The 23498-nt window shown below is 65.2% G+C and carries 17 protein-coding genes; 9 read left to right on the forward strand and 8 right to left on the reverse strand.

All coding sequences use genetic code 11. The features are described from left to right. Window positions 1-63 precede the first annotated feature (63 nt). Together ACOQFL_RS08255 and ACOQFL_RS08260 are read right to left on the reverse strand one after the other, a co-directional pair. The gene (locus tag ACOQFL_RS08255) at window positions 64-2874 is read right to left on the reverse strand and encodes a beta-L-arabinofuranosidase domain-containing protein (RefSeq protein ID WP_435543505.1); all 2811 of its coding nucleotides are present in this window, start codon (window positions 2872-2874) and stop codon (window positions 64-66) included. A 147-nt stretch (window positions 2875-3021) separates the two neighbouring features. Then, window positions 3022-3714 carry a GH12 family glycosyl hydrolase domain-containing protein gene (locus ACOQFL_RS08260; RefSeq protein ID WP_435543506.1) on the reverse strand — a complete coding sequence of 231 codons (693 nt, stop codon included), beginning with the start codon at window positions 3712-3714 and terminating at the stop codon, window positions 3022-3024. A 428-nt stretch (window positions 3715-4142) separates the two neighbouring features. On the opposite strand from ACOQFL_RS08260, the gene ACOQFL_RS08265 reads away from it, so the two are divergent. Both ACOQFL_RS08265 and ACOQFL_RS08270 read left to right on the forward strand, forming a co-directional pair. Next, entirely contained in the window at window positions 4143-7142 is a 3000-nt protein-coding gene (locus ACOQFL_RS08265; protein ID WP_435543507.1) for a glycoside hydrolase family 3 C-terminal domain-containing protein, read from the forward strand. 293 nt (window positions 7143-7435) lie between these two features. Then, window positions 7436-8440, forward strand: coding sequence for a LacI family DNA-binding transcriptional regulator (locus tag ACOQFL_RS08270; RefSeq protein ID WP_435543508.1), 1005 nt, complete (start codon window positions 7436-7438; stop codon window positions 8438-8440). A gap of 183 nt (window positions 8441-8623) precedes the next feature. On the opposite strand, the gene ACOQFL_RS08275 is transcribed toward ACOQFL_RS08270, so the two are convergent. After that, window positions 8624-9373, reverse strand: a complete 750-nt coding sequence (locus ACOQFL_RS08275; RefSeq protein ID WP_435543509.1) for a class I SAM-dependent methyltransferase — start codon at window positions 9371-9373, stop codon at window positions 8624-8626. Window positions 9374-9895: 522 nt separating this feature from the next. On the opposite strand from ACOQFL_RS08275, the gene ACOQFL_RS08280 reads away from it, so the two are divergent. Continuing rightward, window positions 9896-10408, forward strand: coding sequence for a putative immunity protein (locus ACOQFL_RS08280; protein WP_435543830.1), 513 nt, complete (start codon window positions 9896-9898; stop codon window positions 10406-10408). A 98-nt stretch (window positions 10409-10506) separates the two neighbouring features. Here ACOQFL_RS08280 and ACOQFL_RS08285 read toward each other — a convergent pair whose 3' ends face one another. Next, complete coding sequence (locus ACOQFL_RS08285; protein ID WP_435543510.1) at window positions 10507-11259, reverse strand: NPP1 family protein; 753 nt, start codon at window positions 11257-11259, stop codon at window positions 10507-10509. Window positions 11260-11656: 397 nt separating this feature from the next. Between ACOQFL_RS08285 and ACOQFL_RS08290 the strand changes: the two genes are divergently transcribed. Continuing rightward, a complete protein-coding gene (locus ACOQFL_RS08290) occupies window positions 11657-11905 on the forward strand; it encodes a hypothetical protein (RefSeq protein WP_435543511.1) in 249 nt (82 codons plus the stop codon). Window positions 11906-11952: 47 nt separating this feature from the next. On the opposite strand, the gene ACOQFL_RS08295 is transcribed toward ACOQFL_RS08290, so the two are convergent. Further along, window positions 11953-13212 (reverse strand): MFS transporter, encoded by a 1260-nt coding sequence (locus ACOQFL_RS08295; RefSeq protein WP_435543512.1) that lies wholly within the window; start codon window positions 13210-13212, stop codon window positions 11953-11955. A 256-nt stretch (window positions 13213-13468) separates the two neighbouring features. On the opposite strand from ACOQFL_RS08295, the gene ACOQFL_RS08300 reads away from it, so the two are divergent. Continuing rightward, window positions 13469-14281 carry a metal-dependent hydrolase gene (locus ACOQFL_RS08300; RefSeq protein ID WP_435543513.1) on the forward strand — a complete coding sequence of 271 codons (813 nt, stop codon included), beginning with the start codon at window positions 13469-13471 and terminating at the stop codon, window positions 14279-14281. Window positions 14282-14317: 36 nt separating this feature from the next. On the opposite strand, the gene ACOQFL_RS08305 is transcribed toward ACOQFL_RS08300, so the two are convergent. Genes ACOQFL_RS08305 through ACOQFL_RS08315 form a run of 3 tightly spaced genes read right to left on the reverse strand, consistent with a single transcriptional unit; the run spans window position 14318 to window position 16563 of the window. Beyond that, window positions 14318-15499, reverse strand: coding sequence for a hypothetical protein (locus tag ACOQFL_RS08305; RefSeq protein WP_435543514.1), 1182 nt, complete (start codon window positions 15497-15499; stop codon window positions 14318-14320). 2 nt (window positions 15500-15501) lie between these two features. After that, window positions 15502-16272, reverse strand: coding sequence for a bestrophin-like domain (locus ACOQFL_RS08310; protein ID WP_435543515.1), 771 nt, complete (start codon window positions 16270-16272; stop codon window positions 15502-15504). Beyond that, window positions 16273-16563: a helix-turn-helix domain-containing protein gene (locus ACOQFL_RS08315; protein WP_435543516.1), complete on the reverse strand. Its 291-nt coding sequence runs from the start codon at window positions 16561-16563 to the stop codon at window positions 16273-16275. It lies immediately after the preceding gene. Between the two features lie 557 nt (window positions 16564-17120). Between ACOQFL_RS08315 and ACOQFL_RS08320 the strand changes: the two genes are divergently transcribed. The 4 genes from ACOQFL_RS08320 to ACOQFL_RS08335 all read left to right on the forward strand — a co-directional run bounded on the left by ACOQFL_RS08320 (window position 17121) and on the right by ACOQFL_RS08335 (window position 23418). Next, a complete protein-coding gene (locus ACOQFL_RS08320) occupies window positions 17121-18530 on the forward strand; it encodes a family 2B encapsulin nanocompartment shell protein (RefSeq protein WP_435543517.1) in 1410 nt (469 codons plus the stop codon). Window positions 18531-18534: 4 nt separating this feature from the next. Further along, complete coding sequence (locus ACOQFL_RS08325) at window positions 18535-20688, forward strand: terpene synthase family protein (protein ID WP_435543518.1); 2154 nt, start codon at window positions 18535-18537, stop codon at window positions 20686-20688. A 97-nt stretch (window positions 20689-20785) separates the two neighbouring features. Further along, the gene (locus ACOQFL_RS08330; protein ID WP_435543519.1) at window positions 20786-22183 is read left to right on the forward strand and encodes a family 2B encapsulin nanocompartment shell protein; all 1398 of its coding nucleotides are present in this window, start codon (window positions 20786-20788) and stop codon (window positions 22181-22183) included. Window positions 22184-22377: 194 nt separating this feature from the next. Further along, a complete protein-coding gene (locus ACOQFL_RS08335) occupies window positions 22378-23418 on the forward strand; it encodes a family 2 encapsulin nanocompartment cargo protein polyprenyl transferase (RefSeq protein ID WP_435543520.1) in 1041 nt (346 codons plus the stop codon). Window positions 23419-23498: the final 80 nt, after the last annotated feature.

Genomic DNA, 23498 nt, shown 5'->3' on the forward strand with positions numbered 1-23498 from the left:
TCGTCGCAGTTCAACACGCACTTAACAGTCAGTACTACCGGCCAGTGGTGCTTCCGGTATGGTTCAGTCGTCGAACCGCGCTCTGCCCGCGGCCGCGATGATGTTTCCCCGCTCGGAGCCGGTATACACACCGTTCCGCTGCCAACGTCGCGAAACCCGGGCCACGTGGCTGGTGAACTCTCCCCTGTCCTCGAACGGTGCCGCCGACCAGATCTCGTCGAGGAAAGTGACACCCTCCGAGGAGCTGCGGTTCAAAACACCGGAGGCAACCGAATCGAACACGACTCGTGGTTCGCTCCTGCGGAAGTAGGAGTGACAGGCCTCCCTCGTGCCCTCGAAGAACGGAGCCAGCTCCACCTCTCCGAGCAGGAAGTGCAGCGGCTTGCCCGGCAATTCGGTCAACGCCGGCGCCAGGTCCCCGGACAGCCGCGCTGTGTCGTACAGCGTGAAGTGGAGGAATTCGGAGCGTTCGTCCCGCGCCACGAGGTTGAGTGGTCCGTACATCAGGTTCTGCACCGTCGGGTCGTCCGGAGTGCGTTCCGCGCGCAGTTGGAACGGAAGTTCCACGTCGACTGTGTCGCCGGTGCGCCAATGCCGCGAGAGGACGATGTAGCCCCGCTCGCCGACCCCGACAGACTGGCGGAGGCCGTTGACCCGGACGGCGAAACCGGAGCCCACCCATTCCGGAACACGCAAGTGCAGTTCGAACCGTGCCGAGCCGGTCACCCGCAACCTGCTGTGCTGCTCGTACGGAAAACTCGTGTCCTGCTCGATCGTTACCGCTCTGGAACTCCAACGCAGTGTCGAAGGCAGGTAGAGATTCACGTAGAGCGCGCTTCGCTCCTCACATGCGAAATAGACCGAGTCCTGGTACTTCGTCGCGCTTTCCATTCCTGTTCCCTCACAGCACGTAGTGCCGTTCTTGGGAGTGAAGTCGCGGCTCGCGCCGGGGCCGAGGCCGACGAAGTAGGTGGTCAACGGTTTCTCGGCATCGTCGTCATCACGTTTGGAACCGAGAACCTGGTTGAACAGAGCGCGCTCGCAGTACTCGACGTAACCACGCTCGCCCTCCCACCGGAACAACGATCGGGTCAGCTTGAGCATGTTGTAGGCGCAACACGTCTCTGCGGTGTCGAGACTCAACAGCTGGGCCACCCGCCCAGGAGCGTGGAAGAACTCACCCTCACCGGTTCCCCCGATTCCGAACATCCTGGTGGGCACCACCATGCCCCAGAAATTGCGTGCGGCCCGCAGATAGCGCTGCTCGCCCGTTCGCTCGTACAGCAGCACCAGGCCGGTCACGATCGGGATGTGTTGGTTGGCGTGTTTGCCGTCGAGAACATCCGTGTTCTGTGCACAGGCGTCGATGAACGAATCCAGGTTGAAGTACTCGGCCAGCCGCAGATGGCGCGGATCACGGGTGTGCTCGTGGGCACGCAGGATCGCCTCGACCACGCCGCCGTACTCACCACTGGAGAAGAGACTCCACATCCGCTGGCGATCGGCCACGGTCAACTCGCTCAGCCGGGAGTACATCCAGTCGCACATCCCGGCGGCCAGATCGAGCGCGCGCCGGTCACCGGTGGTTTCGTAGGCGTCCAGTACTCCCTGCAGGATTTTGTGCGCCGTGTAGTACGGCGCCCACACCACGGGATAGCTGCTGCTGGTCAGCGATTCGAGCAGGATGAACTGGGTCTCCGGGTAGGCGGCCAGGAAACCGGTGTGGCTGGGTTTTCCCCACGTTCGGGCGTAGGTGGCGTGTCGGTGGCCGCCCGAGTGGTCGTGCAGCACGGTTCCGCCCCGCTCCCGGCACGGATACGAGAACCGGTCCCCGGAACCGACGGTGGTCGCTGCCGCCTCGGTGTGCCGGAGTTGTTCGATCTGTTGTGGAGTCAGCACGCTCGACCACAGATTGAGGTCGGCGTAACCACCGGAGTGGACCGGGTCATCGTAGTGCGAACGGCCGATCCAGCAGTGCTCGAGGGAGCCGAGCTCGGCCGGGGTCAACGACAGCTCCTCGTTGCGCCCGACCTCCCTCCCGTTGACGTAGAGCGCACCAAAGCCCTCGGAGAGAGTCAGGGCGACATGGCTCCACTCCCCGACCGGAAGCGACTCGGAACCGACGATTCGTTCCTCGCGCTCGCCACCCGCCCGGGTGATGGCGAACCGCGGCACGCCGGCACTGTCTCTGGCGGTGAGGAAGAGGTTCGTGTCGGTGTCGTTGCCGAAGTCGAAGATTCGGGTCCACTCGTCGGCTGCCGCCGGGCGAACCCACCCCGCGAAGGTCAGGGCACGCAGGCCGTTGACCGTTTCGGGGGGAACGTCGAAATACAGGCAGCAGCCGCGCCGGACCTCGACGGCGCGCGCGAGCGGACCATCCGCGCCACGGATGGCAGGCTTTCGGTTCAGTGCCTGGCGGCACTCGTGCAGCGCGGCGACCATCGCGGTCAGCTTGCGGTGGAACACCGCTTCGCCGGTGGCGGCGTGCGCCTGGGACAGCATCGTCATGAAGTGCCCGGCGAAATGCCCACGAAGATTGCCGTGGCCCTGCCCGTCCAGGCTTTCCCAACCGTCGGGTGCGACGGCGCCGTGGGTGGGCAGGTCCGCGTTCGCGCGGAATGCCAACAACAGCCGGTTCTCGTCGTAGCCGCGCGCGAAATCCAGCATTCGAGCACGTTTTCGGGCGAACAGACCCCGCCCGAGCCGCACGTCGGACAGCGAAAACCCACGTAGCGGTGGCTCGGCGCCTGTCGTCTCGGTTCGCGTGGTCGCGGATGCGGCGGAGCCGGAAGACGTGGGGGAAGTCGACAGGGGCAGGGACGCCGAGGCTGCCCCGAGGCGGAGCGCGTCCCGACGGTTGAAATGGCGTGCCATGGGATCTTCCTGCCGTCGGAGTGGGGAACTGAGCATCAGGCAGCGGTCGCACGAAGTTGTCTTGGCGCCAACACGAAGTGAGCCCCGTGGTGGGGAGAGCTCGTGCGACGAGCAATGCCTCCCCGCTACGAGGTGCACGGCGATTTCTCAGCCGGGTGTCACCGAATAGTCATTGGTTACGAAATCCAGGCCACCGCTGGAGCTGGTGACCTCGAAACCGAACTGGACCTCGCCGACCGAGGACTGGGCGTCGAGCCATCCCTGTCCGACGAGCCAGGACATCACCGAGTCGATGTCCACGGTTGCCGCGGTCGTATCTCCTTGTCGAACGAAGGAGAACACCTCGTTGGAACCATTGGTCCCTCGGTGCACGTTCCAGGTGTGTCCGCCGACATCCACGGTGGCCACCCGGGAACCGATCGGCCCCACGGCACCGTGCTGATTCATCCAGAGCATGATCTCGTGGCTGTGGTTGTCGACCCAGATGTCGTAGGCGGTGGCATACGCCCCGGAGTTGGGAACCGTCACGTCGAATTCGCTGCTCAGGTCACCGAGAGCACTGATGGGGCTGTTGATGGCCCTGGCCGAGTGCGGATAGGACTTGACCCCGCCGGTATTGGGATGGTCGGCCCACACCCCCCAGTTACCGTGGGAGTTCGCCCAGATCGACTGGGGCCCTACACCGCTTCCCCAGACGTTGTTGCGCACCGTGTAGGCACCGTCGGACCAGGTGGCGAACTTGGCCGAGGAGCCCCACTCGGCGGCATGGGCGGTGCTCGTGGTCAGGCCGATGGTGGCCAGAACGGCCACACACGTGACGGCCACTCGGGACATTCGCATTCTGTTTTCTCCCGTGCTGTTGCCGGTTGTCGGTTCGGACGCGAAGGTGAGACACGAGTGCGGTGACCACGGAGTACAGGCATTCGAAGAGGTGCCCCCGCCCGGGTTGTACCGGAGTTCCATCACCGGCTGCGAACCGTTTCGCGCGGTAGTGCTCTCGGAATCCGTCGATGATTTCAACAGTGTGGATCGTCGAAGCGCATCGATTGATCCAACAGCAACGACGCTAGTTCAGTATGGCGCATCACACAAGACAGGACGGGGAAAGCATTTGGAGGAAAGGCATATTCCTGCAAAAAGAGCTGTTGACCTGCGGTCACCTTGGTGTCACAGTTCCCGTCATCGTTTTCGTCGTGCGAGTGAGATCGTCGAAAAGCAATCGAATCGCTTCGATTCATGCCGAGACTTTCGGGAAGTGGGTTGCGTCCATGCGTTCCGTTCCACCCCAGCTGCTCTCCCGCCGCCGCGTGTTGGCCCTGGCCGCCGGTCTCGCCGCCGGATCGGCACTGCCAGGGGGCGAGGCCCACGGTCTCCCGGCCGAGCCGGTGGGCACATCCGGGTTCCGTGATTCCACCCTGGCCCGAGAAGCACGGCTCGAGGAGCTGCTGCGCAGACTGACTCTCGACGAGAAGGTCGCCATGCTGCACCAGTACCAGCCGGCCATTCCCCGACTGGGTATCGCGCCGTTCAAAACCGGAACCGAAGCGCTGCACGGTCTCGCCTGGTCCAACGACAGAGCGGCGGACGGCGCGGTGGTCACCGCGACAGCCACGGTCTTCCCCCAGGCCATCGGGCTGGCCAGCACGTGGGATCCCGAACTGATCGAACGTGTCGGTGCGGCCGTCGGCACCGAAGCACGGGGATACCACGCCGAGTCCCCCGATATCTGGGGACTGCAACTGTGGGCACCGACGGTGAACCTGCTACGTGACCCGAGATGGGGCCGCAACGAGGAAGGATATTCCGAGGACCCATACCTCACCGGTTCGATCTCCACCGCCTACGGGCGCGGCATCCAGGGCGATGATCCCGAGCGGATACGCGCCGCACCGGTACTCAAGCACTACCTGGCCAACAACAACGAGATCCATCGACACACCACCTCGTCGATGCTGCCACCACGGGTCAGACACGAGTACTACGAGGCCGCTTTCCGACAGACATTGTCGGCGGACGCCGCAACCGGAGTGATGTCGGCCTACAACCTGGTCAACGGGAGACCGATGACCGTCCACCGTGACATCGACGAGGTGCGGGGCTGGGCACGACGAACACTGTGCAACGTCACCGACGCGGGAGGACCGAACAACATCACCGGTGCACAGGACTATTACACGACCCAGCCGGAAGCAAACGCGGCGATCCTAAAGGCAGGGTTGGACAGTTTCACCGTCGACGGCACCGATTCCGGCAAGACCATTAGCGCGGTCAAGACCGCACTCGAACAAGGACTGCTCAGCGAGAACGACGTGGACGAGGCCGTCCGTCACATACTGGACATGCGGTTCCGGCTCGGCGAGTTCGATCCACACGGTGGGCCGTACGGCGGGATCGACAAGCGAGTCGTGGACAGCCCCGCCCATCGGGCGTTGGCCAGAAGAACCGCGACCGAGGCGATCGTGCTGCTGAAGAACGACCGGGACGCGCTGCCGTTGGACCGGCACCGAGCACGGCGCGTCGCGGTGATCGGCCAGCTCAGCGAGACGCTCTACACCGACTGGTACTCCGCTGACCTGCCCTACGAGGTGACTCCGCTCAGCGGCGTCACCGCGGCGCTCGGACCGAACACCACCGTCTCCTCGACCGAAGGCGTCGACAGGATCGCGCTACGAACGCCGGACGGGAACTACGTGAGCGCCCCGGACGGCGAGGATCCGTTGGCGGTTACCACGGGCCCCGATTCGGCGACACGGTTCGACGTGTTCGGTTGGGGCGAGGGGATTGTGACGCTGCGCGCGGTCTCCAACGGCAAGTACGTCTCGTACGGCGCGAACAGCACTCTGGTCAACAACGCCGAGCAGCCCAACGGCTGGTACGTGCGGCAGCAGTTCGAGTTGGTCGACCACAACGGGGGTTGTGTGCTGCGGTACGCGGGCAACGACACCGGGGAGTCGTGGTTCGGAGACAGTGTCTACGTCGCCGTCGACGAAGAGGGTCGGTTGCGTGTCACCGCTTCCTCGCCGAACGTGGCGACCACCTTCACCCGCGAAGTGGTGCGCAGCGGGAGCGATGCGGCGGTCGAAGCCGCCACCGGCGCCGATGTGGCGATCGTGGTGGCGGGCAGCATGCCGTTCATCAACGGGCGGGAGAACGACGACCGGCAGGACATGAATCTGGCTCCGACACAGCAAGCGGTGCTGGAACGGGTACACCAGGCCAACCCGCACACCGTGCTGGTGCTGCAGAACAGCTATCCCACCACGATCACCTGGGCGCAGGACAACGTGCCCGCGATCGTGTGGACCACGCACGCCGGTGCGGAAACGGGCAACGCGCTGGCCGACGTGCTCTTCGGCGCGGCCAACCCCGCCGGGCGGCTCACCCAGACCTGGCCTCGCTCCGCGAACGACCTCGCCGACATCCTCGACTACGACATCGTCAAGGCCGAACGCACCTACCAGTACTCCACCGCGACACCGCTGTATCCCTTCGGGCACGGACTGTCCTACACCTCCTTCGACTACACCGCGGCGCGCACGAGCGCACCGGTGATACACGCCGACGGCGAGGTCAGCGTCAGCGTCACGGTCGGCAACACCGGCCGACGAGCAGGTGACGAGGTGGTGCAGCTGTACACGCACCAGCGAGAGTCCCGTGATCCGCAGCCACGGAAACGGTTACGCGCCTTCCACAGAGTCAGCCTGGCGGCGGGCGAGCATCGGACCGTTACCTTCACGCTGCGTGCCGCCGACCTGGCGCATTGGGACGTCACCAGGGAGAAGTGGGTGGTCGAAACGGCGACGCACGACCTGATGCTCGGCGCTTCCAGCGCCGATGTCCGCAGGCGACTCGGACTGCGCGTGTGGGGCGAGACCATCCCACCGCGGAATCCGTACCAGCGGACCAAGGCCGTCAATTTCGACGACTATTCGAACATCACGCTCACCGACCGAACAAAACAGCACGGTACCACGGTCACTGCCTCGGACGACGGTGGTTGGATCCAGTTCCGCGACATCGATCTCACGTCGGGAACGAGCGGGATCTCCGCGCTGGTGGCCAACGACTCCGCCCACACGGCGTGCGTGAGTGTGCGACTCGACGACCCGGCCGGAAGACGGCTCGGGACCTTGCGCGTTCCGCCCACCGGCGGCGAACACACCTACCGAACGGTGCGGTCCCGGCTGGCACGGGCACACGGGCGTCGCGATCTCTACCTCGTTTTCGAGGGCAGGGTCGGTCTCACCGAGTTCCGGCTCGAGGGGTAGTCGGCCCGCTGCGGCGGTCCCTCGATACGGTCGCGGGTGTGCTCGGCGTGTTTTCGCACGGGACGGAGCCGTCCACGGTGAATCGTTTCGATCCGTTCCGAGGAACCCACGAGGACGAAGGCGTGCACGTCGAACGAAGTACGATCTCGGTGAGCGGTGTTGCCCCGACGCGTTCTCCCACCGAGTGCGCTTTTCGTCGAGCTAGTGCACCGCCGGTGTGCGAGCCGGTCCGGCCAGTGCCGCTCGGCACGATATCGTTCGATGCGATTCGACGCACCACGCCGGAGGACGAGATGGTCTCCATCGCCGACGTAGCCCGGGACGCGGGGGTCTCCTCCAGCACCGTGTCCTACGTGCTGTCCGGGAAACGCTCGATCTCCTCGGAGACGCAGCGCCGGGTGGAGGCCAGCATCCACAGGCTCGGGTATCACCCACACGCCGGGGCCCGGGCGCTGGCCAGCAGCCGCACCAGTGTGCTGGCACTGATCATGCCGTTGCGCACCGACATAGACGTTCCGGTTCTGATGGGTTTCGTCAACTCGGTGGTCACCACCGCGCGGAACTACGACTACGACGTGTTGCTGCTGACCAACGACGAGGGGCCTGCCGGGTTGCGGCGGGTCGCTGATTCGGCGATGGCCGACGCGCTGTTGCTGATGGATGTCGAGGACGACGATCCCCGCGTGCCGGTGTTGCAGTCGTTGTCCTGCCCGGGGGTGTTGATCGGCCTGCCGAACGATCCGGGGGATTTGTCCTGCGTGGATCTGGATTTCTCGGCCGCGGCGAAACGATGCGTGCGACACCTGGCCGACCTCGGACACGAACAGGTCGCCCTGGTTGGGCCCTCACCGGTGGTCTACGAACGCGGCACCAGCTTCGCGGGCAGGTTCCTGCGGGGATTCACCTCCGCCGCGCGGGAGCGTGGATTGCACGCCACCAGTCAGGCCTGCCTGCCTTCCTACGAGGGGGTGCGCGACTGCCTCGACAGGCTTCTCACCGACCAGCCGCGGCTGACGGGTCTGGTGGTGCACAACGAAGCGGTACTCGACCCCTTGCTGTCCGAACTGCACAGCCGTGGCATGCGGATCCCCGAGGACATCTCGGTGGTGGCGGTCACCCCCGACGAGATGGCCGCTAACCGCCCGGTACCGCTGACCACGGTGCCGCTTCCGTCCGAAGACATCGGAAGGATCGCCGTGGAGATGACGATGCGTGAACTCCAAGGGGTGCGTTCTCCCGAGATTCGGCTGCTGTCGCCTCGACTCGTTCCGGCCCGCAGTACCGCGCAACGGTACTGAGCGGCGCACCGTTCGCACTGCCGGGGCGGTCAACGCCTACTGTCCGGTGTTCTCGACGTCAGCTCGTCCCGCCGGGCGCCCAACGGCGCGCTTCATTGTCTCTCCACGGGCAGGGCACCCGAGCGGAGTGGCCCCCGGTGACCGTGCGGGGTGGGCATTCGGATCCGCGTCCGCGGTGGCAGCTCACGAAACGACTTGCCGAACGAACCGGAAGAGATGGGTCACCACACCGTCCTGCCAGTCGTGCAGATCGCGGATTTCCGCGGTGAAGCCGTGTGCGAGGGCGTGGCCCACGATGGCACGCAGGTCGGCGGTGGTGGAGGCAACGACGAAGACCTCACCGCCGGGGGCCAGGATCTCGCGTTCGGCGAGTTGGGTGAAGAACTGCTCCAGCAGCGGGGCTCCCATGCACACGTTGCGCATGATGTCGGGATCGTCGCTGATGGGCTGGCTCACCGCAGGCGGATTGAAGGTGATGACGTCGCTCTGAACCCCTTCGGGGAAGCCGTCGAAGACGTCGGCCACCACGGGCACGAAGACCGGGGGTTCCGTAGAGCCGACATGCCGTTCGAAGTGGCGATCGGTGGTGGCCACGCTGTCGGGGTGTACATCCACGGCGTGGATCTCCCGAGCGCCGGCCAGACCGGCCGCGACGGTTTCGACGCCGAGCCCGACACCCATGGCCACGTAGCGACGATCACGCACTTCGATCCTGCCGTCGAACAGCCGGTCATAAATCATCCGACTGGTGTGTCCGGGCAGGAAAACACCTGGTGGTGCTTCGAAGCGCAACCCGTTCCACTCGTATTCGCGATGGCTGTGCAGGTCGGTTCCGGGCTGGTTCAGCGCGATGATCCGTTCGGCGGGCAGTGGGTCCGGGAGGGCCTCGAGCAGTGCTTCCTCGCGTGCCGCCTCGATCTGGGCTTCATCCATATTGAAAACGATATTCATTTTTATTTGTATGTCAACGGTGACTCCTCTTGTCCGGACAGGAGCGAACATCCTGCTGCAACGAAGGCTGCCGGCGCGCCTACCATGCTTTCCGCGTTGGTCGGCCATCGAGGAGTTCGGTCTCGGGGGTGCTGGGAGGAGAGAGAACACCGCCACTGGAGTCCTCCCCGTGCACACCGTGTGCCCGCTCGGCGGTGACTCCGAAAGTACGGATTCACCCCGAGCGAGGCGTGTTTCACGCGGATACCCGAGAGGCGTGCCGCGACCGGGTTCCGTTCGTCAGCAGTCGCGACAGAGTTTCAAGGGAATGAGCAGGCGTGCCGAGCGAGAGCTCGTAGGATGCCTACTCCCGATCATGGCGCGACAGCGGGCGCAGCCCGTGATCGTCTCCCTCATGTCGGAAGAGTGTACGGTCGAGCACCGACAGGTGCTCGTCACCGGACCGGCACCTTCGACGGCAGAATCGGATGCGTGATAACCGTGACCGGTGAGTTCGAGTTGACCATGGACGAGCTCCGGGTCGTGGCGCGTTTTGTGGTCGAAAGCGCTCAGGAAGTCCTGCCGGTGTTCGAGGAAGCCGTTGCCGGAGATTACCGCCCGCGCGCGGCTGTCGATGCCGCGTGGGAGTTCGTCCACGGCGCCGAACGAACCAAGCTGCAGCGCGTCACCTCGTTGGACGCGCACCGGGCCGCGAAGGAGGCAGGCACCGAAACCGCACGGCTGGCCGCGCGTTCCGCAGGTGATGCCGCCTCCGCCGCGTATTTGCATCCCATCGCGAAGGCCGGCCAGGTGGGCCATATCCTGCGGGCGGCCGCCAGTGCCGCGCGCATCGCCGAGTTGAACGCCGCAGGTGATCCCGCGGTCGGCGACACGGCAATCGAGCAGGCGCGAGAACGCGCCGCGCCGGTTTTGCTCGACGTGCTCCGTCGGTACCCCGCCGCGCCGACCGCCGACAACCGCACCGCGCGGCTTATGAGCACTTTGGACACAGCGCTGCGGGAACCACGACCGTCCTGAGCAGTGATCGCTCCGTTTGCTTCGATCACCCGGCGGCGGAGCTGTCGCGACCGACACGTTCGACGATGGCGACCGGCTCCGCCGCGGCGACGTTCGGGTCACGCGTAGGGGTCGAAGGGGATGCCCGCCGGTTTGGCGTTGTTGAGATTGTCCTGGAAGGCGCCGTCGCTGATCGCCAGACTGGCGCTGCCGAAATCGGCGCCGGTCAGGATCGAACGTGTGTCACCGGGGAAACGGTGCCAGCTCACCAGGTCCGGGTAGTGCCAGTCGTTCCAGTGGTTCTCCGGTTGTTCGTTCTTTCCTGCCGTCCGAAAGGCGTGGGTGCCGACTCCGTCCTTGTGGTAGACGACTTTGGCGTGGGTGCCCTCGTCCCAGCCGACCTCGGAGGCGGGGTGGACGTTGTAGTCACCGTGTGCGGAGGTGGCGACGTAGCGGGCACTGCCGTCGTGCACCCACACCACGACGTGCTCGATGTCGTGCCGATGGCCGAAGGCGTCGAGCCCCGGCACGGCCTGGTCCTTCTGGAAGTACATGTCGTAGAGGTAGGCCTGCCACCCGTTGTTGCGTTTGGCACGGGCGTAGACATTGGAGTTTTCCAGATCGGACGGGTCGTGACACTGACCGTCCAGTGCCCCGGAATTGTTCAATCCACTGTTGAGGACCCCGTTCACCCCGACGGCCACACTGGGATAGCACCCGTCGCCGTCGTAGTCGAAGGCGGGCGCCCACTTGGCGTCCTCGGGGGCGAAGTCGGCCGGGATCTCGGGCGGAACATCCTCGGCGAGTGCGGTGCCCGGCAGAGCGAGCAACAGCAGAACCGTTCCGCCCACGGCCGAGAACAGCTTGGACACCTGCCTGCCGACTCCTCCTCGAGTGCTCGAAAACCGGGTTCGCCGACGCGACTTCGGCAGGTCCGAGGAGTGGCTCGTACTCGTCGCTGGTGCGCTGCGGTGCATACGATCCCTTTCGGTTCGTTGCGGTGGCGACGAGCGGTGATCGTAGTCCTCGCGGAGGACGAACGGGACACGTTGCGCTGAACGAAGTTCGACCGGGCACCGTCGAAGAACCGACATGTGGTGGTCTTGCTGCCTCACTGGAACGCAAAAAGCGAAAACCGTATCTCGGGGCGGTCCGGAGCGGTGTGCGGAATCCGGCGGTTCTCGGTGATACGTTGCCGCCTGCTCGGGTCGGCGGCGTTCGACGGTTCCGCCGGCCGGGGCTGTACTTCAGACGGAAAGGAACGTCGATATGACCAAGAACGAGATCACCGAACGGTGCCGATGGGCACGCGACCACAACGAGAGCCATCCGTCACAGCGGTGGCCGATGGGTGAGCAGCTGGCGGTGGCGCTGGTGCTGCGCGACCGTTCGTGGCTGGACTCGACGAACCACACCACCGAAACGGCCACCGACCTGGTTTGCGAGCAGGCCGGGCTGTCGGTGTTCGAGTTCACCGGTTGGCTCAACGACATCCGTGCCGCCCTCGAATCGGAGTAGCGTTGATCCACGGCAGTTCGTGGGGCGCGGGGAATCTGTTACTACGGTCAGCCACGTTGGAGTGGTTGCGAGGCCGAGCTGTTGGGAACGGTGAACCGCCGCAACGGTCGGTTCGCCACCGCGAGAGTGAGGATTCCCAGGCCGCAGCAGAGCGCACCGGACACCGCGGCGAACGTGGCCGAGGTGGCCCCCGCCAGCAGACCGCCCCGGAACTCGCCGAGATCCGGCCCGGCGGCACCGACGATGTGATCCACGGAACTGATCCTGCCGCGATGGGAGTCCGGGATCGCCAGTTGCACCAGCGCACCCCGTGAGATCACCGAGATCGTGTCGGCGGCTCCACCAAGGGTGAGGCACCCGAGAAGCAGCCACAGCTGCTGAGCCACGCCGAATCCGGTCAGGGCCACCGCCCACACTCCCGCCGCGGTCAGCATGACCACCCCTGGACGGGAGAGCCGTGTGATCAGGCCGGAAGCCAAGCCCGCCGCGATACCTCCCGCCGCCAGGGCGGACCAGAACAGGCCGAGCGTCTCCGGGCTTCCGCCGAACCGCTCTTCGTTGACCATCGGGAACAACACGGTGGGCATGGCGAGGACGGTGGCCAGGACATCGGTGAGAAACGCACCGTGCAACTCGGGTCTGCTCGCGACGTAACGCAATCCCGCGCTGATCGTAGCCGGTTTCCGACGGTTCTCGTCTGCTTCCGGACGTATGGTCGGTAGGCGCAGCACGGCGTAGAACGCTGCCGCGAAGGTCATCGCGTTCAGCAGGTAGCAGCCCTCCACTCCCCGCGCGGCGATGATCACTCCAGCGAGAGCGGGTCCCGAGAGCATGGCCGTCTGCATGCCGAGGTGGTTCAGCGCCATCCCGGCGGGGAGTTGTCGGTCCGGCAGCAGTCGGGCGGTGAAACTTCTGCGAGCGGGGGCACCGGTGGCTCCGCAACTCTCCTGCGCGGCGACCAGCGCCAGCAGCACCCACCACGAGCCGAAACCGGACAGCGCCTGCAAGACCAGCGCCCCGGCGCAGGCGAACTGTCCCGAGGTGGTCAACAGCACCAGTCGCCTTCGGTCGACGGTGTCGGCCACCGACCCTCCGAGCAGCCCGAACAGCACCGCGGGCACCGCACGCGCGATTCCCAGACTGCCCACCGCCAGCGAGCTGCCCGTGCTCTCCCAAGTCTGGTACAGCACGGCCACGGTCGTCAGCTGCCCACCGAACACCGACAGGGTGCTTCCTACCCACCAGCGGCGGAAAGCGGCGTGGGACCGGACCGGACGTGTATCGAGCAGCCTGTCGCAGACGTTCATGGAAGTTCACCAGCAAGGAGATCGGCGAAGCACCGAATCATCACCACGTCTGGCAGTGCCACCGAAGGACTCCGTGATGACAGGCGACAGGACACAGTAGCACTCTCCACAGTGATCGCGAAAAGCCGTGACGCCCACCGAGGTGCACCACAGCGAATGTGATCTTGTTTCACCCGGGCCGACCTCAGGCCCGGCCAGCGGGTTCACTTCTCGCGCTGGTTCACTCCGAACGCGACGGAACGGTCTTTTTGCGATGATGAACGGTGCGCACGCCGCCACGGGCCTGTTGACCGGCACCACGGTGGCCAGCTTTGCCCAACCAACCCCAGCGGGGATCGCCCTGGGGGCACTGGCCGGGGCGGGAGCGGCCTTACTGCCCGACATCGACCACGACCAGTCCACCATCACCAAATCAGCCGGGCCGGTCACCCGTGGAGCGGCGGAACTGTTGCAGACGTTGGCCAGGTGGACCTATCGCCGTACCCGTTTACCCCACGACCCCAGGGCTTCCGGCAAGACCGGCGAGCATCGAGGACTCATCCACACACCGGTGTTCGCGCTTCTGGTGGGGGCGGCGTTGGCCGGGGCCACCCTGGCGTCGAAATGGGTGGGCATCGTGGCGGTTTATGTACTCACCAGTGCCGCGCTGCGTTCGCTGCGTTGGTCGGTGCCCACCCAGGTGCGTGGCACGCTGCAGTTGCAGCGTCGTGCCGCACCGCCGCTGTACGCACTGCTGGCCACCGGGTTGTTGGTCTATGTTCACGCCGTCGCCGACGCCGGTGTGTGGCTGGGGGCGATCGTGACGCTGGGTATGATCGTGCACAGCGTCGGGGATGGGGCCACCAATGCGGGGATCCCGTTCGTGTGGCCGTTCAAACGTGCCTGCGATCGGTGCCGCGGCGGCACCGATTGTCCGGGTGCCCGGTGGGATCGACAACACGTGCTTCCCGAATCGCTGCGGTTTCCCGCCGGTGCGGGAATCGAGAAGTTCGTCGAGTCCGGATGTCTGGTGGTGGCGGTGTTCGTGGCCTGGCCCATCCTGACCACACTGTTGACCGCACCGGCTTGACCCGGCTCTTGCGGGGTGTTCCCGAACACGGACGAATCAACGTAGTCGCCGCAGCACGACTCCGGAGCCGATGATCAACAGTAGCGTGGCCAGCACCCACTGTCGTTTGGTCGCCGTGTCGAGGGAGTGCACGGGGCTGCGCCGCGTCGGGACGGGAAGGGCGGGCGCGCCCGGTGGGCGGGACTGTGGGGCGGATGTGTTCGGTGACCGCGGCGAGGGGGACGTTCTCGGCGTGCTGCTCCGGCTCTGGGTGTTGGTGGGGGACTGCGGTGTGGTCTCCACCGGAGGAGGTTCGGTGGGCGGGGATGGTTTTGGGGTTGTTTCCGGTGGCATCGACGGTGGCCGGGGTGTTGGGGTGGACGACGACGGTGGTGGGGGCTCGGAGCGAAGGCATCCTGCCGCGTCGTTGTGGTGCAACGGCCTGCCTCGTGCCAGTTCGACGGCCTCGCCGGAATCGGCCCCGATCCGGTAGAACCTGCTGTGGCCCGCGATGTTGTCGGCGACCACGTAGCGGACGCCGCTTTCGGTGATGACGAGGGCTCCGTACCGGGCGGGCGGGAGCGCCACCGGGTGGGTCCCGATGACCTCCCCGTTGTCCACGGCGATTTCGAGCAGCACCACTTGGCGCCGATTGTTGGTCGTCACGGTGAGCAGTGTTTTCTCGGCGGTGACCGCGAGATCGCCGATCGACAGCGGAACGAGCCACGGCGCCAACCACGTGCCGTGGGTGACGGTCAGATATGTGGCACTGTCGGGATCGATGTCGACGGTGTAGAGCCGATGCCCGGCCACGAGATACCAGTTGTCCCCGGCGATGGCCCCGGATCGGAACTCGCCCCACCACGGTAGCGACCGCCGCGGAGCGCGGGGGCGTAGTGGACCGAGCTCGTGCGTGTTCCCCTGGGAATCGATGGTGACCACGCGCGCGTCCCGGAAGGGGAACATGCCGGTGCTGCTGAGTCCGTAGGCTTTTCCCTGCTCGGCGGAATAGCCCAGTGCTTCGACGGGGCGGGGAGGTGGTGGCAGTGCCTCGGTGGTCATACCGGGCGGCGTGACACGCCGAAGCGTGGTGCCCGCTCGGAACGAGCTCGTGACGTGCAGCAGTGAGCAGTCCGCTGCCGCCGCCTGCTCTCGTGCCACCACGACCGGGGGCGACAGGCCGAACAGTGCCAGCGCGGTCAGCAGCGCGGCTACCGCCCGCGGCGTGTGACGGCTCACCCTCATCGATCGGAGCCGAGTCGTTCCAGTGCCCAGCGGAACGCCGTCGGATCGATCCGTGAGTCGCCGGCGAACGGGTTCTGCAGGTGATAGACCGCGAACACCAGCAGCGCGAGGGTGCCCGCAAGGGTGGACACGATCATGACGTGCGGCAGTAGCCGTGTTCCCCCGAACAAGTTCGGCAGCAGCACCACGAGCACACTTCCGAGGATGAGAACGAACCAGACCACCGGGGACACATCACGGTTGAAGGCCATGTTCAGCCGGTCCTGTCGTTGCTGATAGACCGTGCGGAGACGTTCCATCGCCGCTGCTTTGCGTCCCTCCTGCCAGTCGCCACTGGCAGGAGCGTCAAGTACGGTCTCACGTATCCGGTCGAGCTGGTTCCAACCGTTGCCGGAAACGCGGTTGTCCCCCCGCATGCCGGGCCATTCCTGTTCGACGACCGTGTGGGCGTAGGACCGGCTGAGCGTGCGGACGCGCTCGGCGGTCTCACCCGGCAGCGCCTCGGCCGCCCAGGCAACGGCAACCAGGCTCTGTGCCTCTCGGTATGCCCCTTCCCGAGCCACGCCCACCGCGTCGAAAAGAGTCACCATGACGAAAGCCAACACGACGGCGTGCATACCGCTGACGATGACGAATACCTGTCCGGCCGCGTCATTGTTTCCGGGTCTGCCCTCGTCCAGTCCGAACCGGCGCACCGCGTAGCCGATCAGCCCGGCCGAGACCGCCGCTGCGATGACCCACAGCAATCCACTGACGTAGGTGTTCATTCACGTTCCCGTGCGTTGCTCGTCGTGACGTGCTGTCACGGCGGTTCGGCCGGCGAGTTCGGGGACCGGTACTGCCGATGTTTCCGGTACGAGCAGTTCACCGATCTCGCAGTCGAGTGCGGCACAGATGATGTCGAGGTCGGACAGTTTCAGACTGATCGGTGTGCCGGACCACAGGCTCGACATCTTGCCCGCCGAGACGGTCAGTCCGTACTCGGCCAGTCTGTTCTGCAGCTCCCCCGCTTTCCAGATACCGCGATGCGCGGCCACCAGTCGCAGATTCCACTTCAACTGTCACTCCTTCGTCGGATCACGAAAGCACGTCCTGTTCGCAGAACCGGAGGAAATCTCGAAAATCCCGAGAACCCAGCGCCGGAGAAACATCGAACATCGTCGGACATTAATAGCGAATGAGCCCGATGTTGGCAAGCGTTCCCCCGCAAGGCGCAACGACGTTTTCCTCCCCAGGGTGGAGCATTACGGGGCCGTGCGAACGGTGTATGTTGCGACGTTCGATGCCGTGAATCACAACCGCACCCGACACGAACCCGCATTCGGCGGATTGTCGGCTACACTGCGTGCTGATCAAGCGGCTGATTCGGTGAAATATGGATAACAGTACAGACCACGAAAAAGGGAGACAAACTTTCCACTTTCGAGTGACTTTGAGTTGCTCGTGACTACTGCTAATCTCGTGATCGTTCGGGGTTGAAAGAGTTTCCATCCCGCATCCCGATGGATTCCCTTCCCGGCGTGAAGGAAAGAAGGCAGGTCGAGACGGACACTGGATCCGGGTTTCAGTTTTTCTCACTACCGTTTCGACGCTGTGGGCGCACAAGATTGGTGGAATGGACGTGACCACGGTGGATCCGGCTGGAACAGACACGTATTCACAGCTGAGCCTGGGAACCGAGGCGGCTCGCAATTTGGCGACGACGACGAAGTCGACGCCGCAGATGCAGGGAATCACCTCGCGGTGGTTGCTGCGGATGTTGCCTTGGACCCAGGCCAACGGTGGGGTCTACCGCGTCAACCGGCGGTTGACGTATCAGTTGGGTGATGGGCGGTTGACGTTTACCAACACCGGGGCTCAGGTGCGGGTGATTCCGCAGGAGTTGCGGGAGTTGCCGTTGCTGCGTGGTTTCGACGACGACTCGACCCTGTCGGCTCTGGCCGACCGGTTCGTTCAGGAGGAGTACCAACCGGGAGAGCTGATCACCCAACGAGGCGGTGCCGCGGATCGGGTGGTGTTGCTGGCGCACGGTAAGGCCAACAAGATCGGTCCCGGTGAGTACGGTGACGACAGCGTGCTGGACGTGCTCGCCGACGGAGAGCACGTCGGGGCGCACGTACTCGCCGACGGTGAGACCAACTGGGAATACACGGTCAAGGCCATCACTGCCTGCACCGTGCTGAGTCTGCCGCACCACACGATTCGGGAAATGCCCTCGGCCGACGAACTGCGTTCCCACATCACCACCGCCGCGCAGAGCCCACGACGTCCGAGCAACGCCCACGGTGAGGCGGTGATTGATGTGGCGTCGGGGCATTGGGGTGAGTCGTTGTTGGCGGGGACGTATGTGGATTATGAGGTGGCGCCGCGGGAGTATGAGTTGAGTGTGGCGCAGACGGTGTTGCGGGTGCATAGTCGGGTGGCTGATTTGTACAACCAGCCGATGAATCAGACTGAGCAGCAGTTGCGGTTGACGATTGAGGCGTTGCGGGAGCGTCAGGAGGAGGAGCTGGTCAATAATCGGGAGTTCGGGTTGTTGCACAGTGCGGATCTGTCGCAGCGGATTCACACACGTACCGGCCCACCCACCCCCGACGACCTCGACGAACTGTTGGCATTGGTGTGGAAGGACTCCGAATTCTTCCTGGCGCATCCGCGTGTCATCGCCGCGTTCGGCAGGGAATGCAACCGGCGGGGAATCTACCCCCAAAGCATCGACATCAACGGCAACAAAGTTCCCTCCTGGCGCGGGGTCCCCATTTTCCCGTGCAACAAACTGCACGTCAGTGACACCCGCACGAGCTCGATACTGCTGATGCGCACCGGCGAGCAGAACCAGGGTGTCGTCGGGCTGCACCAGACCGGAATCCCCGACGAGTATCAGCCCGGTTTGTCCGTGCGGTTCATGGGCATCGACGACAAGGCCATCATCTCCTACCTCGTCAGTGCCTACTATTCCGCGGCCGTGCTGGTCCCCGACGCGCTCGGCGTCCTCGAACACGTCGAAATCGGACGCCAGGACTGATCATATGCGTCCCTTCGAACTCCCGGACTTCTACACACCCCACCCCGCCCGTCTGAATCCGCACGTCGACTCCGCCAGGACACACACCACACGATGGGCCCGGGAAACCGGACTGCTCAGCCGGCCCCGAAGCACGGCCACGGCCACCACGATTCCGGACGAAACCGAATTCGACGACCACGACTACGCCCTGTTGGCCGGCTACACCCACCCCGACGTCTCGACAGCGACACTGAACCTGCTCGCCGACTGGTACGCGTGGATGTTCCTCCTCGACGATCAGCTGCCACCCCACGACGAGCGCCCCGGCTCATCCACGGAAGCACGGCGAGACGTACAGCGCCTCCTCGGATTCCTACGCACCACCGCCGGATGCGTTCCCGAACCGAACACACCACTCGAACGCGGGTTGGCCGAGCTGTGGCAGCGTACAGCCGCAACGACCACTCCCCGACTGCTGCGACGCCTGGCCGCCGAGCTCCATATCCTGCTGACGGCACGAGTACATCAACCCTGCCGCCCACTCGAGTCGTTTCCCAACCCCGTCGACCACCTCCGCGGCAGCCGCCACTCGAGCGGAGCCCGCTGGGTGGCCACACTGGTCGAGTACCCCCTCGGCAGCCCGTTGCCGCTGGCTGTGGCCCGCAGCAGGCCGTTACGGCTGCTGCGGGAGTGCTTCGCCGACGCGCTGCGACTGTGCAACGACCTCTTCTCCTACCAACGCGAAACCCGGCAGGAACGAAAACGCGACAACACGGTACTGAGTGTCGAACGTTTCCTGGAATGTTCGCCCCAGCGAGCCGCCGAGATCGCCAACACCGTGCTGACCCGACGGGTGCATCTCTTCGAGATCACGCTGCACCGTGGTCTGCCCGCCCTGCTCAGCGAACACGAACTACCCGAACAGCAGCGCACAACCGTGTTGACCTATGTCAACGGGATGCGTGACTGGTTGGCGGGAGCACACGAGTGGCACTCGCTGTCCACTCGCTACATGAACACCGGGCCGATCCACACCACCCGGATACGGCAACCGGCAGGCCTCGGTTTCACCGCCACTGGCCACAACCCCCGACCGGTGACCACCACCGGCTCACCGATGGAGTCCGGCCGCTTCCGACCCCGGTGGGAACTCTTCCCATGGAGCACCCGAAGCCACGACACGAACCGGGCACCCACGAACCCGCTACTGACCCGGTTGCGCTCCCGGACCGCGAGCTGGGCCCAACGGCACGGCAGTTACGAAAACGCGTTTCCGAGCACCACACGCACCAACATCGATTACGCACTACTCGCGGCCAGAGTGCTCCCCCATGCGGGCGAGACCGAGCTGGCCCTGATCGCCGACTGGACTCTGTGGGCACGGTGGATCAACGACGGTGCCCACCGTGAGCGGTATCAACCGTGGCCACGACTGGCCGAATTCATGGCCCCTGATCCCACGAAGATGCCCAGCACCAGCGAACCGGCCGAACAGGCACTGGCCGAGTTGTGGACCCGCACCACCACGATCATTCCGAAACGGGCGCAGCCTCGTTTCCGACAACGCATCCGGAAATTCCTGCGTCACACGGCGGGCGAACCGTTCGAACCCGGCGGGAGCGAGGCCGCCGATCTGCTCGCTCCGCTGGAGACGCCACCCCGAACCGCTCGATCCCATTTTCGGTTGGCACTGACCGAACTGCGCCTGGGGCCGGACATACCCCCCAAAATGGTACGCAGCCCCGCGATGCGTTCACTGCGGCAAGTCTTCGCCGAGATCACGACCCTGCACCGGGATCTCGTCATCGCGCACCGCCGCAGCTTGCGCGAAAACCCTGTGGCAACGATACCGACACCAAGACGACCGTACGACGGGCGAAGACACCACGCCGTGAGCATACTGACCGATCTGCTGCGCAGACGGCAGCAACGATTCGAATCCCTGCTGAGCCGGGACATAGCCGGGGCCCGTGCCGAATACCGACTCTCCCCCACGGCCGGCAGGCAGCTCGACAGCTACCTCGACGATCTCGAACGCTGGATCACCGGTGAGTTGGGTTGGTTGCTGGAAACCGAGTGGCCCACCCACCACGCCGCACCCGCGCCCCAGGTGGCGCAGCGTCCCCTGCCCACCACCGATTGTCCCACCCCAACCGTGGATGTCTTCCCGGTCTAATCACCGCCGCCGTCCCGGCCGCGTGCGAAGTGTCCCAGCGCGGCCGGAGACCACCACACACGTTTTCCGTATCAGAGCAGATTGGTAATCACCCATCGTGACTGTTTCCGACCCGGACACCGCCGTTTCCCCCGAGCACTCCAGTCTCACCGTCGAAGCCGCTCGCAAACTGTCCACGACGACGAAGTCGACGCCGCAGATGCGGGGCATCACCTCGCGGTGGTTGCTGCGGATGCTGCCCTGGGTGCGAGTGGAAGCAGGCACCTACCGCGTCAACCGGCGGTTGACGTATCAGTTGGGTGATGGGCGGTTGACGTTTACCAACACCGGGGCTCAGGTGCGGGTGATTCCGCAGGAGCTGCGGGAGTTGCCGTTGCTGCGTGGTTTCGACGACGACTCGACCCTGTCGGCTCTGGCCGACCGGTTCGCGCAACACCACTACGATCCCGGCCAACTGATCACCGAACAGGGCCGGGACGCGGATCGGGTGGTGTTGCTGGCGCACGGTAAGGCCAACAAGATCGGTCCCGGGGAGTACGGTGACGACAGCGTGCTGGACGTGCTCGCCGACGGGGAACATCTCGGACAACGAATCCTGGTCGACGACGACGCCATCTGGCCCCACACCGTCAAGGCCATCACTGCCTGCACCGTGCTCACCCTGTCCCGACAGGACGCCCGGGAGATGACCGAACGTTTCGAGGACCTGTCCCGGCACCTACGACAGGCCGAAGCCCAGCCGACCCCACCCCACAACAAGCACGGTGAGGCGGTGATTGATGTGGCGTCGGGGCATTGGGGTGAGTCGTTGTTGGCGGGGACGTATGTGGATTATGAGGTGGCGCCGCGGGAGTATGAGTTGAGTGTGGCGCAGACGGTGTTGCGGGTGCATAGTCGGGTGGCTGATTTGTACAACCAGCCGATGAATCAGACTGAGCAGCAGTTGCGGTTGACGATTGAGGCGTTGCGGGAGCGTCAGGAGGAGGAGCTGGTCAATAATCGGGAGTTCGGGTTGTTGCACAGTGCGGATCTGTCGCAGCGGATTCACACACGTACCGGCCCACCCACCCCCGACGACCTCGACGAACTGCTCTCCCGACGCCGCAAATCGGAATTCTTCCTGGCGCATCCGCGCGTCATCGCCGCGTTCGGCAGGGAATGCAACCGGCGGGATGTGTCCCCCGCCACAACACAACGCGACGGTCATACCCTGCTCTCCTGGCGCGACGTGCCGCTGCTGCCCTGCGACAAGATCCCGATCAGCGACACCTCGACCAGCTCCGTGCTGGTGATGCGCACCGGTGAGGACAGTCAGGGAGTCGTGGGACTGCACCAGACCGGCATCCCCCACGAGTGCGCCCCCAGCCTCAACGCGCGGTTCATGGGCATCGACGACAAGGCCATCATCTCCTACCTCGTCAGTGCCTACTATTCCGCGGCCGTGCTGGTCCCCGACGCGCTCGGCGTCCTCGAACACGTCGAAATCGGACACTGATCCCCGCGACGACCTTCCGGAAAATCCCGGGAACTTCCCGAGATCGAACCTGATCTCGACATTTCGGTCACTCGACGAGCGGTTCCGCCTCCGAGCTTTCGAACCGCCCGAGACTCGCCGCGAACTCGGCCACTGCCACGACCACTCGTTTCGCCACCGGCCCGCGAGCCTCCTTTCCGCAAGGGATGATCACCTTGGCCACCATCGAAGACACCGACAACATCCGATCCAGCACCGAAATACTCGATTCCACTCGTGAACTGGTGCTTCCCAGTCTGCGCGCCGCCGTCGACCGGCTGTCCCCGGCAGCACGTGCCGTGGCCACCTATCACCTGGGCTGGCGGGACGAACACGGTACGCCCGTCCACGGTCAGAGCGGCAAGACGTTGCGTTCGGCGCTGGTGCTGCTCACCGCCGAGGCGGTGGGGGGCTCTGCCGAAGCGGCCGTGCCCGCGGCGGTGGGCGTGGAGCTGGTGCACAATTTCTCCCTGCTGCACGACGACGTCATCGACGGCGACGAAACCCGACGACACCGCCGTACCGCCTGGAGTGTGTTCGGCTCCGGAGAGGCGATCCTGGCCGGAGACGCCTTGCTGGCCACGGCCACCGACGTGCTCGTGGCCAGTGAGCACCCCGCGGCCACCGAAACGGTACACACCCTCAGCGGCACGGTGCGGACGCTGATACAGGGACAGAGCGCGGACCTGGACTTCGAACGTCGCCGCGACGTCACCCTGGCCGAGTGCGAAAGCATGGCCACTGCCAAAACCGGTTCGCTGTTGGGATGTGCGTGTGCGCTCGGGGCCTTGTTCGGGGGTGCGACAGGAGCGGGTGTGGACAAACTACACACCTTCGGCGAGTATCTCGGGCTGGCCTTTCAGCACGTCGACGACTTGCTCGGTATCTGGGGCGATCCGCGACAGACCGGGAAACCCGTCCACTCCGACCTTCGGGCCGGGAAGAAGACCCTGCCGGTGTTGGCCGCGCTGAGCAGCGACACTCCGGCCGCCGAGCAGTTGCGCACGTTGTACTACCGTGGGCATCCCCTGTCCGCTCCGGAAGTGGCCCGGGTGGCCGAACTCGTCGAGTCGGCCGGTGGGAAGCAGTTCAGTCTCGACGAGGCCGACCGGTTGTTGTCGTTGGCGTTGACCGAGCTGGCCACGGCGGGCACGGATCGGAAAGCCGGTCCTGAACTGGCGGAACTGGCCCGGGTGATCACTCGGCGGGATCGTTGAGAGGGGATCCGTTGATCACTCGCTCGGCCACGGGATAGCCTCCCCGTTGGACAAGGGCCGCCGCACCTCGTGATCGCACC

It is taken from the genome of Actinopolyspora sabaoui (assembly GCF_051225635.1).
Classification (GTDB): Bacteria; Actinomycetota; Actinomycetes; order Mycobacteriales; family Pseudonocardiaceae; genus Actinopolyspora.